This window comes from Bhargavaea massiliensis (genome assembly GCF_018390575.1).
Classification (GTDB): Bacteria; Bacillota; Bacilli; order Bacillales_A; family Planococcaceae; genus Bhargavaea; species Bhargavaea massiliensis.
Genome location: NZ_JAHBCJ010000007.1, coordinates 199,264 through 212,093, shown reverse-complemented (window position 1 = coordinate 212,093; position 12,830 = coordinate 199,264). Strand labels below are relative to the sequence as shown.

The window sequence follows — 12,830 nt, the reverse complement described above, 5'->3', positions numbered from 1 at the left end:
CTGCATCATCCTTTCAAAGAAGACAACGGAACAGCCCGCCCGGTTGGGGGCAGGCTGTCATTTCCGTGTCTGGAACTGTTTCTGGAATTCATAACGGGATGTCCAGACGTCGATAAAGTCCGGTGCGAACGGTCCGCGCCGCTGCTTGATCCATCCGATCAGCTTATCGACGTTGCGCTTCAGGATCTTATCGATGACGTCGGGATACTTCATCTTCGCCTTATGGTCTTCATATTCATCTTCATCCAGGATGTTGTACGACATGTCCGGGAATACCTTCACATCCAGGTCGTAGTCGATATACTTGACCGTGTTGTTGTCGAAGACGAATGGAGAACTCATGTTGCAGTAGTAATAGACGCCGTCGTCCCTCAGCATGCAGATGATATTGAACCAGTGCTGTGCATGGAAATAGACGATCGACGGTTCCCTCGTCAGCCATGTGCGTCCGTCGGATTCGATGACCAGCGTCCGCTCGTTTGCTCCGATCACTACATTGCGCGTTCCTTTCAGCACCGTCGTTTCCTGCCAGACCCGATGGATTTTCCCATCGTGCTTGTAGCTGTGTATCTGGATCGTTTCCCCTTCTTTCGGGTTTGCCATAATCAACCCACCTTTGTCTGACGGCTGCTCGGAATGTTTTTGTATCTACCTATTATAACAATGAACCCATGAAAGCGAAATCAAAAAGAGCCGGCAGGGCTTATTGCCCCGCCGGCCGGTGGTTTCCATCCATTCCGTTATTTGTTGAAGCGATTGTTCGCGCGACCAGAGTTCTGTTGCTTTTTGGCTTCAGACTGCTGGTTTTGGCGACGAACCTGCTGCACGTCCGTTTCAGAACCGAACTCTTCGTTACGGATCTGTTTGCGAACTTGCTGGATGTCCGTCTCCGAGCCAAATTCTTCGCGCTGAGGCTGCTGCTGGTTGTTGCGCTGGTTGTTGCGTTGGTTGCGCTCATCCTGCTGGTTACGCTGCCTGTCGTTGTTCTTCGTCATGGATTTCTCACCTCCGTGCTCATTAAGATGGCTCGGAGACGAGTGGAATATTCATCTGGATTATTTTTCATTTTTTAATGTGGACAATCCGCCAGTAAAGAGCCTTTTTCAAAAAGTATATTGTTCCCAGCCGGCAGTTTACGGCCTGAGTGCCTATATACCGAGCGCTGCCCGCACTTTTTTCGTCGGATTGGGCAACGTAAGGGTGTCCAGTTGTTCCGGGCGGAACCATCCGCTGCGCCCGCCAGGTGTTCCTCCGTCCGGAACGGATGCAATGTATGCGGTAACTTCCCAGATCCGGTGGGTGAACACATGCCGGAAGCGGACTACTTCTTCAAGAGGGCCGACCGACAGGCCATGGCGATCTGAAATAATCCGGGCAGCCTCGTCAGGATCGGCCGTTTCTGACGTGGGGAACTGCCACATGCCTGCCAGAAGCCCTTCTTCGGGCCGCTGTTCCATAAGCCAGCGGCCTTCTCCGTCACATACGGCGATGACGGTATGCGGGAACGACTGTTGCTTTTTCTTTTTCGATTTCACCGGCAGCTCCTCTTCCCTGCCTTCATGATAAGCGCCACAATATTCCCTCACCGGGCAGAGCAGGCACTTTGGCCGTCTCGGCGTGCAAACGACGGCTCCAAGCTCCATCAGTCCCTGATTAAACGAAGACGGATCAACTGTGTCGATCAGCTCCATGACGGCCTCTTCGAAAAGGCGGCGGGTTTTTGGCTTTGCGATGTCTTCATCAATCAATAAGACACGGGATAAAACACGCATGACGTTTCCGTCCACAGCAGGCGCCGGGATGCCGTAGGCGATACTCATGACCGCGCCCTCTGTGTAAGGCCCGACGCCCTTCAGCTTTCCGAACTTTTCAGGATCGGCCGGCACTTCTCCGTAAGTCTCGTAGGCCTCCCTGACGGCCGACTGCAGATTGCGGGCCCGTGAATAATAGCCTAGCCCTTCCCACATTTTCATCAGTTCTTCTTCCGGTGCGTAGGCAAGTTCCTTCATATCGGAAAAGCGCTCGGTAAACCGGGCATAATAAGGGATAACCGTATCGACCCGTGTCTGCTGGAGCATCACTTCCGAAATCCAGATATGGTACGGGTTCTGGGTGCGCCGCCATGGCAGGTCCCGCTTTTCTTCACGGTACCATCCGGTCAGTGCGTCCCGAAAATCTTCTTTCCAATTCAACGGCTTCACGTGTTGCCTCCTGTTCGTGGTATGCTACGATTACGCTGAAACATTCAAGGGTATATTATTGTGTAGATTCCGGATGCCAAAAAGGCGCCCGGACGGAAAGGGGGAAGCCGCGGATGGACACAGGAACCCATATCGTTATGGGGCTTGCGCTTTGCGGTCTGGCACAGGCCGACCCTCTTGTGGCGGAACATGTGCCGACGGCGACCGCCGTTTATGCAGGGCTCATGCTCGGCTCACAAGCGCCGGACGTGGACACGGTCCTGAAGCTCAGGAACAATGCGGTCTATATCCGGAACCACCGGGGATTCACCCATTCGATCCCGATGGTGCTCGCCTGGCCGCTCATCATCTCGCTCCCCCTCGCTCTGATCCTGCCTGAGGCGGATCTTCTCCATCTCTGGCTTTGGACACAGCTTGCGGTCTTTCTCCATGTGTTCGTGGATATTTTCAACTCATACGGGACGCAGGCTCTCCGGCCTTTTTCCAATCGGTGGGTGGCACTCGGTGTCATCAACACCTTCGATCCGGTCATTTTCTTTGCACATATCGTGGCGCTTGCCGCATGGTTTTTCGGAGCGGACCCTGTCTTGACGATGCTGATGCTGTACGCATTGCTGGCACTTTACTATGTCGTCAGGTTTTCCGTCCAGGCAGCCGTCCGCCGCGCCGTCCGGAATACGATCCCGGACGCGGGCGATATCATCATCGCCCCGACGATGCGGTTTTACCAGTGGCGGATTGCGGCCTGCTCCGATACCCATCATTACGTGGGCCGCGCGTATGGCCGTTCCATCACAATCCTCGACAAATTCCCGCGTCGGCCGATTCCTGACAACGAACTCGTCAGGACCGCTTTCAAAGACCCGAATTTCCGGGCGTTTATCGCGTTCTCCCCGATTTACCGCTGGGAGATCACTGATCTCGGGACGGTCTGCGAAGTGCGGCTGATTGACTTGCGCTATCGCAGCAAAGAATATTATCCGTTTGTCGCAGTTGCCCATATCGATGACGAAATGGAGATTCGCAATTCGTTCACCGGCTGGATCTTCAGCGAGGATAAATTAAGGAAGAAACTGAGCTTTGCACACGAAGAGGGCTGAACACGGAAACCGCCGGGCCGGGATGGCCAGGCGGTTTTTTCGTTCATGGATTCAGTGAAGCGGGCCGTCTTCACCGAGCAGTTCCCTGATCCTCGGGTTCGAGGCGACAAATTCATCAAGACGGCTCCCGTAGGCATCAATCCAACGAAGAATCATCTGGGTCACCTGTTCCTCGTCCATCATTCCGTATCCGGCCTTGGCATAGGAGGACTCGATATCTGATGCCATGAGCTCGATCCAGTTCCTCGCCTTGTGGGCGGACAGCTGTTCGTTTCCCTCCATCAGGCGGACGGCCAGTTGTTCGATCAGATCCGGTGACATCCGATCACTTCCCTTTCTTGAGGTTCTGGAGCATCGAAATCGGCAAAGCTTCCGTGTGCAGCTCGCCGCCGAGTCGGTGGCCCCAGGCAAAACGTCCTTTCAGATAATCCACCTGAAAAAAGTTCCCTTCGTCACCCAGGATCCGGTACACTTCCCCCGGCACGATTTCTTTCGGGTCCATCATGTAAGCCTGCGCCATCAGCGCCTTTCGCTCATAGACGGCAAATTCGTTGATGATGCCGAGCTGCTCGGCCTTTCGGGCCTTTTCTTTCAGGCGGGCGATTTCCTGCCTGAGTTCGTGCTCGGTCATCTCGCTATAGTTTTTTTCATTCATCTTTCAATTCTTCCTCCTTCGCCTCGATGAACCGGCTGATCCTCTCCGGTGGAATCCCTTTTTGGTACATCGCCTGCTGCACGCGGCGACGGAGCTCGTTGCCGCTGTGCTTTCTGCTGTAGGTGCGCCATGCTTTTTCGCCTGTCTTTTCCGTCAGATCGTCCCATTCGTCTTCTTCCGGCTCGAGTTCGGATTCGATTCGCTCGATGGCCGTGCTGATGATGTCGTAGGAATAGCCTTTTCGCATGAGCGAGTCCTGTATTTTCTGGCGGATCTGCTGCGGCGTTCTTCCGGAAGAGCGCGCGGCCACTTTCCTTGCCAGCTCTTCCGCCAGTTCCAGCTGCTCGTCCCGTGGAAACGATTCGAGGGCCTCTTCCTGGAGTTCCTTGCTGATCCCTTTTCTGGCCAGTTCCTGCTTGATCGCCCCAGGACCTTTTTTGGCGGTCCGTTTGCGGGTCTCGAGAAGCGCTTTGGAAAACGAGTCGTCATCCAGGAATTTCTGCTCCTTCAGCTTGCTGATCGCCTCGAGAGCGACTGCTTCGCCGAATCCGGACGCCAACAGCTTCTCTTTTACCTCCAGCTCGCTGCGCATGCGGAATCCAAGAAAATGGAGCGCCTTGTTATAAGCTTTGCGGATCTCGTCTCCAAAAATGATCTCATCAATCTCCCAGTCGTCGAGAACCTTCCCTTTCACGAGGCCATATTGAATCAGCACCTGTTCATCGGCGCTGAATGAGTATTTTCCGTCAAGGAAGATATTGTATCGTTCCGCGCTGTTTTTCTGCGTTGAAATCTTTGTGATTTCGGGCATTGCCATACCCCCCATCTTCTTTTCCATTATACCTGTTCGGGGAGATTCCTTCATCCATGCGGCACGGGCGTGAAAACGGGTATACTGGTTGAAAATGGAGGGATGCGGACATGAGAGTGGCAATCGCTGGAGGAACAGGTTTTCTCGGTTCCGTCCTTGCAAGACTGCTGGAAGAAAACGGACATGAGGCCATCGTCCTGACGAGGCGGCAGGAGACTTCAGGTGAGTTCCGGAAGGTCGGTTACCTCAATGAAGGTGCCTGCCCCGAACAGGAACTCGGAAAAGTCGATGCATTTGTCAACCTGGCCGGCACGTCAATCAATGCCGGCAGGTGGACGGAGCGCAGAAAACAGGACATCCTTTCAAGCCGGATTACGGCGACGGATGAAGTCGTCAGGATCATCAGCAAGATGGAAAAAAAGCCTGGCGTGCTTGTAAATGCAAGTGCGATCGGCCTTTACCCGACGTCCGAAACCGCCATCTATAATGAAGATAGCCCATCCGGCAACGATTTTCTTGCAGATGTTGTGAAAGCCTGGGAGCACCGCGCGGCAGAAGCCGGAAGAGAAGGCGTGAGGACCGTATTCATGCGGTTTGGCGTCATTCTCGGCAAAGAAGAAGGCGCCCTTCCTCTCATCGCATTGCCATACCGGCTCTACGCCGGCGGAACGGTCGGTTCCGGCCGTCAGTGGATCAGCTGGATCCATGTGCAGGATGCCGCGCGCGCCATCCTATTTGCTATCGAAGACAAATCTCTCGCTGGGCCTGTTAACGCTGTTGCGCCGAACCCGCTCCGAATGAAAGAGTTCGGACAGGCGGTGGGACGTGTGCTCGGCAGGCCCCACTTCCTGCCGGCCCCGGCATTTGCACTGAAAGCGGTGCTCGGCGAAAAAAGCACACTTGTCCTTGAAGGCCAATGCGTCGCCCCGTCAAGGCTTGGAAGCCACGGTTTCCGTTTTCTGTTTCCCGACGCGGAAGAGGCACTCCTGGATATTTTAAAAAGCGAATAATCCCGAACCGTATGCGCAACCTAACGAAAAATGAAAGGTTGCGTTTTTTATGTTCAGAAACCATCTTGCCGGACTCGGGCTGGCGGCGGTGCTCGTTGCCGCGGGACTGGTAATGAGCCCGTTCACGGCAGAAGCGGGCGAATTCCACTGGGGCTTCAAAAAGGCGACAGACGGAATCCCTCCTGATGCGGGTGCGGAGATGAACACCCTCCTTGAGAACAACGGCGCTCTCTACAAGGGGTCGCCCGACAAAAAGATCGTCTATCTCACGTTCGACAACGGCTATGAAGCCGGATATACTGAGCCGATCCTGGATACGCTAGAAGAGGAAAACATCTCGGCGACTTTCTTCCTCACAGGCCATTACCTGGAGAGCGCGGGCGACCTCGTCAACCGGATGGTCAAGGACGGACACACGATCGGGAACCATTCATACGGGCATCCGAATATGGCGCAAATGTCCCCGTCTGAGATGGAAGCCGAGTGGAAAAAGTTCGATGACCGCCTGCGGGAAGTCGCGGGAGTGAAGCGAACACACTATGCGCGGCCTCCCGAAGGGATCTTCAACGAGCAGGTTCTAAAGACAGGCAATAAGCTTGGCTATCGCCACATCTTCTGGTCGGTGGCGTTCGTCGACTGGCACCGGGACCGGAAACTGGGCGGCCAGTATGCTTATAATGAGCTGATGAAGCAGCTTCATCCGGGTGCAGTCATCCTGATGCATACCGTTTCCCCCGATAACTCGGACGGGCTGCCTGACTTTATCCGAGATGCCAAAAAGCAGGGCTACACGTTCGGCACGCTCGATGAATTGGTGGAAGAAGCATTTATGCCGGACCTGTAAGTCAATGAAACGGGGCTGTCCGAAAAGTCGGATTCAGCACATGATATAGCAAACGGCACGGACGCCGGGAGACACCTGCGGGAAAAGCCGGGCTGTCGAGACCCGCTTTACGCGGGGCTCGGCGCCGGCCCGCGGTAAGCGACCAGAGTCCGTGCCGTTTGCTGTTTTTATCGTATTAATGACTTATTGGACAGCCCCGTTTCTTATGTATGTACTATGAAACACATTCCTTCGTTTTCGGCTTCCCCAACAGGAAAACCGCGAACAGCGCAGCGATGAACAGCGAAATGAAGGTCAGATAGTCCGTGCCCGATTCGACGATGACACCGCCAAGAATCGGGCCTGTCAGGCTGCCGATGCTGAAAAAGATTCCGCACAGGAGGTTGCCCATCGGAAGGAATGGCTTCGGAGTAAGGTCGGTCATGTAGGCGATGCCAAGGGTGAATGTGGAGCCGACGAGCATGCCTGCAATCATGACGGCAGCCAGCACGCCCCATTCGCTGCTTCCTGCAAGGCCGCCCGCGAAGAATGCGGCCGTTCCCCCGATCAGTGCAAAAAGCAGCACATTGCGGCGCCCGATCCGGTCACTCAGCATGCCGAGCGGGATCTGGGACAGGATCGCCCCGACCGAAAAGGATGCGAGAATAACAGAGACCATGCCCACGTCAATTCCCGTCCGGAGGGCATACACCGGATAGATGGCGTTCAGGGAAGACTCCAGAAACCCATAGCCGAATGGAGGGATGAACGCGACCCATGCATATCCCATCGTCGCACGCACCCTTTTGTGGAACGGCATCGCGGCTTCCTTTTCCTGAACCGCTTCCGGCCGGTCATTATCGAGGAAAAAGACGAGCGACCAGGCCGCCATGCAAAGTGCACCCGACACGATGAAAGGCAGGCCTTCAAAAATGCCGATGAGCGGCACGAAAAGCGGGCCGACCGCAAACCCCGCACTGAACATCAGTCCGTAGACGGCGATGTTGCGACCGAGCCTCGCCTGTGGTGAAGTGCTCGTGATCCACGTCTGGGTGGCGAAATGGAGGGCATTGTCCCCCATGCCAATCAGGAGCCGAAGGACAAACCAGAAGGTCACGCTTTTATAAAGGGGAAACAGGAAAAGCGCCAGGAACACGGCCAGGCCGCCCAAGATAATGACCGGCTTGTAGCCGAACCGCCGGAGCGGCGCTTCCATGAACGGGGAAATCAGCAACGTTCCGATATATAGGCCCGTTGCATTAAGGCCGTTGAGCGTGGAGGAGATTCCGTCTTGCTCGAAAATAACAGAGATCAGCGGCAGGAGCATTCCCTGCGAGAACCCGGATATGGATACGATGATGACGAGAATCCAGAATCTCGCCCTTCCCGATCTTACTGCAGCCATGACAAAGCCTCCCGCGCCGGCATTCCATTCGAATCCGGCAGTTAAATCCTGTACAATTCTATCATACCGAGGAGGGATTCAGATGAAGTTTTCGATGACTGATCACGGCTTTGAAACGACCACTCAATACGGCACGCTGGCCATTTCGCCCAAAGACGAACACGGCTTCAGGCCCTATCAGCTGCTCGTCTCATCGGTGGCAGTCTGCAGCGGAGGCGTCATGAGGAAAGTGCTTCAAAAAATGCGCATGCCTGCAGAGGACATCCAGATTGAAGTGAAGGAAGTGCACCGCAACCCCGACATTGCGGACCGCGTTGAACGCATCCATCTCCACTTCACGATCAGGGGAGCGGACATCGATGAAGCCAAGATGCCCAGGATCATGGAGCTGACGTCAAAAAACTGCTCGATGGTCCAGTCCGTCAAAGACGCCATCGAAATCCGGGAGACTTATGAAGTTATCCGCTGAACATTTATAAGAAGCGCACCAAGAAAGCCCAGTCCCTCCGGCGTTCCGGACGGCTGGGCTTCAGCTTCTATTGCACCTATTTAAATTGTCCATTTTTTATCGTATTCAAGGGACGCGTGCTCCCGTGAAATGTCCGAATCCCCTCCTTCGCTTTCGTTCAGGATTTCAATTCCGACTTTTTCACCTTGGCCTCCCCTCTGTGTTTAAGTTAAGTACATATTAACACGTTATTAAACTCTTGTAAATATTCAAACATCATTTTTTCGAATTTCTTTTTCCGGCCGGCATCCTTCTCTGTATGGCCGGGTAAAGTGAAGCAACGCCCTTTTCATGCACGCATGTCTTCCTGCCGTTGAATCACAAACAGTTTCCCTTTAAAATCAACAATAGGAATTGAGGTGTACTGATGAAACCGAATGAACACAAACAGCAGGTGAACCTGCTCAAAGAACGGCTGAACGATTTTCTCGAGACGCTTGATCATCTGGAACCGGAAACCGCCGACTTGGAGGAAATCGACCGGCTGATCCTGATGATTGACGAGATCGACGCCAAAGTGGCACAGCTCAGGAACAGCGAAAACTGAACCTGGGCAAAAACCGTGCCGGCTCCATAATATGGAGGTAAGCTAAAGGTATCAAATTGAGCATTGGCACGAGATATAGAATAAAAGCTGGTTTCCCGACCCGGGAAGCCGGCTTTTGCGCTATATGGGGGACTCTGATAACCACTCTCATTCTCAATGATAGGAGGGATTTGCGTTGACAGTTGCCGACGGGATTGCCGCTCATGCAAAGCCGGAACGTTTCGCGTGGCTGAATGGTGAAATGCTTGCCGCCCTGGGTGCAGGTGCTCTGATTGTCACGGCTTATCTCGCCGGAGCATCCGGCTTTGGGAAGGCATCAGCCATTATCTACCTTCTCGCTTTTGTGATCGGCGGCTATGCCAAGGCGAAAGAAGGAATGACCGAAACCATCCGCAGCAAATCGCTTAACGTGGAGATTCTGATGATTCTTGCCGCAGTCGGCTCCGCCGCAATCGGCTATTGGACGGAGGGTGCCATCCTCATCTTCATCTTCGCCGTGAGCGGGGCACTTGAAACGTACTCGATGGAAAAGAGCCGTAAAGAGATATCGGCCCTGCTTAACCTGAAGCCGGAAGAGGCCTGGCGGCTGAAAGAAGACGGGTCGACCGAGCGCATCCCAGTCGCTGACATCCGGATCGGCGATTCAGTGCTTGTCCGGCCCGGAGAACGGATTCCGGTCGATGGCCAGATATTGAGCGGTATCAGCTCAATTGACGAATCTGCCATCAGCGGCGAATCCTTGCCTCTCGAAAAAGGCAGGGACCAGGAAGTGTTTGCCGGAACAGTGAACCTCAGCGGCGCGCTGACTGTCCGGGTCAACAAAAACAGCTCAGATACGCTCTTCCAGAAAATCATCGATCTTGTAGGAGAGGCACAAAGCCAGCGCTCACCTTCCCAGCAGTTTATCGAGAAGTTCGAGGGCGCCTACGTCTATGTGGTGCTCGGCATCGTCGCGCTAATGCTGTTCCTGCCCCATTACTTGTTCGGCTGGGACTGGACGACGACAATTTACAGGGCGATGGTGCTGCTCGTTGTCGCATCGCCTTGTGCACTGGTCGCTTCGATTATGCCCGCCACTTTATCCGCCATATCAAATGGCGCCCGTCATGGCGTGTTGTTTAAAGGCGGCAGCCACCTGGAAAGCTTGTCCTCGGTCAAAGTCATTGCGTTCGATAAAACCGGCACACTGACAAAAGGACGTCCCGCGGTGACCGATCTGATTGTCAGGGACGGCTTGGACCGCAAGGAGACGCTGTCCTTGCTTGGCACAATCGAATCGCTCTCCTCCCATCCGCTCGCCGTGGCCATTCAGGCTTTCGCGGAGCAAGAAGGGGCCGGTCTGCTGAAAGGCGTTGAAATCCTTGACGTGCCGGGTTCGGGCCTCGAAGCGGATTGGGAAGGAAAAACCTACCGCGTCGGAAAGCCTGGATTCATCGGCAAGGCCGAAGCTGCCGAATTTGCCGACGGCGCGCTGGAAAGGCTCGGAAACGAAGGGAAGACAGTCGTCTTTCTGCGTGACGAAGACGGGATTCTGGCCCTGGCCGCTCTTAAAGACACACTGCGCCCGGAAGCTCCCGAAGCTCTGGAGTCCCTGCGCGCACTAGGAATCCGCACGGTGATGCTGACCGGAGACAATGAACAGACGGCACATGCGATCGCCAAGGAAGCGGGAATCGATGAATACACGGCGGAATGCCTGCCGGAAACGAAGGTCGCCAGGCTTAAGGAGCTTGAACACAAATACGGACCGGTCGCGATGATCGGCGATGGAATCAATGATGCCCCGGCTCTTGCCACCGCATCAATCGGAATCGCGATGGGCGACGGCACGGGAGTGGCACTGGAGACCGCGGACGTTGTCCTCATGAAAAACGACCTGAGACGACTTCCATACGCCCGCAGACTGTCCGGCAAGATGAACCGGATCGTCAAGCAGAACGTAGTCTTTTCGATTTCTGTGATCATGCTCCTTGTCCTGACCAACTTCCTGCAGGTGATCGACTTGCCACTCGGTGTTCTCGGGCATGAAGGCAGCACCATCCTGGTCATTCTGAACGGTCTCCGGCTGCTGAGAAATGACGGCTGAATGAAAAAAGGCATAAGAAAAGCGGCGGTGCCGGGGGTCATGCCCCGACAGCGCCGCTTTTGGCTTTCGCTTCCTTTTCTTCCCGTCTTTCCTGCATGACGGCATTAACCTGCCCGCCGAGAATGAGGATGATGGCCGAGAAATACATCCAGACCATCAGCACGATGATGCCCCCGATACTGCCGTACGTGTTCGAATAGTTCGCAAAGTTCCCGACGTAGAACGAAAATGCCAGGGATGCAAGAATCCACCCTACTGTCGCGAATACCGCTCCGGGAATCGCATCTTTGATTCTCATTTTCACCGCCGGGACCAGCCAATAGACCAGCGTGAATACAACAAAGATCAAGAGCGGCGGAATCGTCCAGCGGATGCTGTTCCACACCGTCAGGAATTCTTCATCCAGCCCCATGTAGGAAAAGATTGTTTTTCCGATCTGCTCGCCGAAAACCGGGAGCACGAGGGCCACCGCCACCACGCCGATCAGCATGAGAGTAAACACGATCGACAGGACCCTTTTCTTGACGAATGAGCGCTTCTCATGTGAGAAATACGACTGGTTAAGCGCCCGTGTCAGGGCATTCATGCCGTTTGAAGCCGACCAGATGGTACCGATGACACCGAGTGACAGCAGGCCGCCGCTGCGGTTGTTCAGCACCTCACTTAATGTATTTTCAACGACATTAAACACATTGGTCGGCGCATACTCCTTAATGAAGTCGAATAGTGCCGACTGGTCGATGTTCAGGTACGGCAAAAGCGTCAGCAGGAAGATGAGGAGCGGAAACAGGGATAGAAGAAAGAAGTAAGCGAGCTGTGAACCCAATCCGACGACATCCACCAGCTTGATCCGGGTGATGAGTTCTTTAAAGAAGCCCTGGCGCGTCGTCACGTCGAAACGCTCCAGATCGCCTTCCTTCACATCTTCGACAAAACCCATCACTTTGTCTTTCAGGCTGTCGTCCCCATTATCCGGGTTTTCCGCACCCGTACTCAACTTCTTGTCATCGGTCATCTGCTATCCGCCCCCTTCCCGTTCAATCAGTTTTTCATATTATCTCGTGCTTCTCCGGCCACTTGGCCTTCACGATACGCCGCATCGGGCACGAAGGTTCCTTTGGAGGTCCCTCCGCCCATCGAGCCGCCGTCCACCTGGCCTTCAGCGTATGCCTCTTCCGGCACAAATGGTTGATCCGTGCCCGGATGGCCGCCTTTGATCGCTTCAGTCGCCATCTGCTTGTAGTCGTCTTTGGCTTCCATGACTGCATCCTTCGAGTCGACGAATGCCGTCTTGGTGTCCTCAACCAGAGTCTTGACGGTCGGCGTGAGTTGCTTAAGTTCCGAAGCCTTCGATTGAAGGTAGCGCTTGTCCGAGTCAAACTGTTCATAGAGCGCCTTCAGCTTGTCCGACTTGTCCTGGAGCTTCCAACGCAGAACGTCCGGGTTCTTCATGTAATACTTGGCATCCTCGCTGAGTCCCTGGGCGCGGCGTGACATTTCAGACCTTGTTGTTTTGTCGAACATGCTGATGACCGCACCGGTAAGCGCACCAATAAAGACCATTTTGCCAAACTTGCTTCCTGCCATCAAAAATCCCTCCATTACTGTGATTAGACTATTTGCATACTCCATTATACCCTCACCCTTGCAGAGACAAACAAGGAGGACGGATGCCCTTTTTTAA

General features: G+C 54.4%; 15 protein-coding genes. 6 read left to right on the top strand and 9 right to left on the bottom strand.

Annotation, left to right across the window (positions count from 1 at the left end):
- Nucleotides 1–57: 57 nt before the first annotated feature.
- The 3 genes from ntdP to mutY all read right to left on the bottom strand — a co-directional run bounded on the left by ntdP (nucleotide 58) and on the right by mutY (nucleotide 2,201).
- Nucleotides 58–603, bottom strand: coding sequence for a nucleoside tri-diphosphate phosphatase (gene ntdP / locus KHA84_RS12200; protein ID WP_092095774.1), 546 nt, complete (start codon nucleotides 601–603; stop codon nucleotides 58–60).
- Between the two features lie 137 nt (nucleotides 604–740).
- Nucleotides 741–995, bottom strand: a complete 255-nt coding sequence (locus tag KHA84_RS15535) for a gamma-type small acid-soluble spore protein (RefSeq protein ID WP_213423791.1) — start codon at nucleotides 993–995, stop codon at nucleotides 741–743.
- Nucleotides 996–1,148: 153 nt separating this feature from the next.
- A complete protein-coding gene (gene mutY, locus KHA84_RS12190) occupies nucleotides 1,149–2,201 on the bottom strand; it encodes an A/G-specific adenine glycosylase (protein ID WP_213423790.1) in 1,053 nt (350 codons plus the stop codon).
- Between the two features lie 113 nt (nucleotides 2,202–2,314).
- On the opposite strand from mutY, the gene KHA84_RS12185 reads away from it, so the two are divergent.
- Entirely contained in the window at nucleotides 2,315–3,301 is a 987-nt protein-coding gene (locus KHA84_RS12185) for a metal-dependent hydrolase (protein ID WP_213423789.1), read from the top strand.
- Nucleotides 3,302–3,352: 51 nt separating this feature from the next.
- Here KHA84_RS12185 and KHA84_RS12180 read toward each other — a convergent pair whose 3' ends face one another.
- Genes KHA84_RS12180 through recX form a run of 3 tightly spaced genes read right to left on the bottom strand, consistent with a single transcriptional unit; the run spans nucleotide 3,353 to nucleotide 4,767 of the window.
- Nucleotides 3,353–3,622: a YfhJ family protein gene (locus KHA84_RS12180; RefSeq protein ID WP_213423788.1), complete on the bottom strand. Its 270-nt coding sequence runs from the start codon at nucleotides 3,620–3,622 to the stop codon at nucleotides 3,353–3,355.
- Between the two features lie 4 nt (nucleotides 3,623–3,626).
- Nucleotides 3,627–3,956, bottom strand: a complete 330-nt coding sequence (locus KHA84_RS12175) for a YfhH family protein (RefSeq protein ID WP_213423787.1) — start codon at nucleotides 3,954–3,956, stop codon at nucleotides 3,627–3,629.
- Nucleotides 3,949–4,767, bottom strand: a complete 819-nt coding sequence (recX, locus tag KHA84_RS12170; protein WP_213423786.1) for a recombination regulator RecX — start codon at nucleotides 4,765–4,767, stop codon at nucleotides 3,949–3,951. The genes KHA84_RS12175 and recX overlap by 8 nt, the downstream gene beginning before the upstream one ends.
- Before the next feature lie 110 nt (nucleotides 4,768–4,877).
- Between recX and KHA84_RS12165 the strand changes: the two genes are divergently transcribed.
- Nucleotides 4,878–5,777, top strand: a complete 900-nt coding sequence (locus KHA84_RS12165; protein WP_213423785.1) for a TIGR01777 family oxidoreductase — start codon at nucleotides 4,878–4,880, stop codon at nucleotides 5,775–5,777.
- Between the two features lie 49 nt (nucleotides 5,778–5,826).
- On the top strand, nucleotides 5,827–6,621 hold the full coding sequence (locus KHA84_RS12160; RefSeq protein ID WP_213423784.1) for a polysaccharide deacetylase family protein: 795 nt from the start codon (nucleotides 5,827–5,829) through the stop codon (nucleotides 6,619–6,621).
- A 214-nt stretch (nucleotides 6,622–6,835) separates the two neighbouring features.
- On the opposite strand, the gene KHA84_RS12155 is transcribed toward KHA84_RS12160, so the two are convergent.
- Nucleotides 6,836–8,005 carry an MFS transporter gene (locus tag KHA84_RS12155; protein WP_213423783.1) on the bottom strand — a complete coding sequence of 390 codons (1,170 nt, stop codon included), beginning with the start codon at nucleotides 8,003–8,005 and terminating at the stop codon, nucleotides 6,836–6,838.
- A gap of 82 nt (nucleotides 8,006–8,087) precedes the next feature.
- On the opposite strand from KHA84_RS12155, the gene KHA84_RS12150 reads away from it, so the two are divergent.
- The 3 genes from KHA84_RS12150 to KHA84_RS12140 all read left to right on the top strand — a co-directional run bounded on the left by KHA84_RS12150 (nucleotide 8,088) and on the right by KHA84_RS12140 (nucleotide 11,146).
- Nucleotides 8,088–8,474, top strand: a complete 387-nt coding sequence (locus tag KHA84_RS12150) for an OsmC family protein (protein WP_213423782.1) — start codon at nucleotides 8,088–8,090, stop codon at nucleotides 8,472–8,474.
- Between the two features lie 406 nt (nucleotides 8,475–8,880).
- Nucleotides 8,881–9,060: an SE1561 family protein gene (locus KHA84_RS12145; protein ID WP_213423781.1), complete on the top strand. Its 180-nt coding sequence runs from the start codon at nucleotides 8,881–8,883 to the stop codon at nucleotides 9,058–9,060.
- 241 nt (nucleotides 9,061–9,301) lie between these two features.
- Nucleotides 9,302–11,146: a heavy metal translocating P-type ATPase gene (locus KHA84_RS12140; protein WP_213423817.1), complete on the top strand. Its 1,845-nt coding sequence runs from the start codon at nucleotides 9,302–9,304 to the stop codon at nucleotides 11,144–11,146.
- A 37-nt stretch (nucleotides 11,147–11,183) separates the two neighbouring features.
- Here the strand turns inward: KHA84_RS12140 and KHA84_RS12135 are convergent, their stop codons facing one another.
- Nucleotides 11,184–12,161: a YihY/virulence factor BrkB family protein gene (locus KHA84_RS12135; protein ID WP_213423780.1), complete on the bottom strand. Its 978-nt coding sequence runs from the start codon at nucleotides 12,159–12,161 to the stop codon at nucleotides 11,184–11,186.
- Between the two features lie 26 nt (nucleotides 12,162–12,187).
- Nucleotides 12,188–12,733, bottom strand: a complete 546-nt coding sequence (locus tag KHA84_RS12130) for a YtxH domain-containing protein (protein WP_213423779.1) — start codon at nucleotides 12,731–12,733, stop codon at nucleotides 12,188–12,190.
- Between the last annotated feature and the right edge of the window lie 97 nt (nucleotides 12,734–12,830).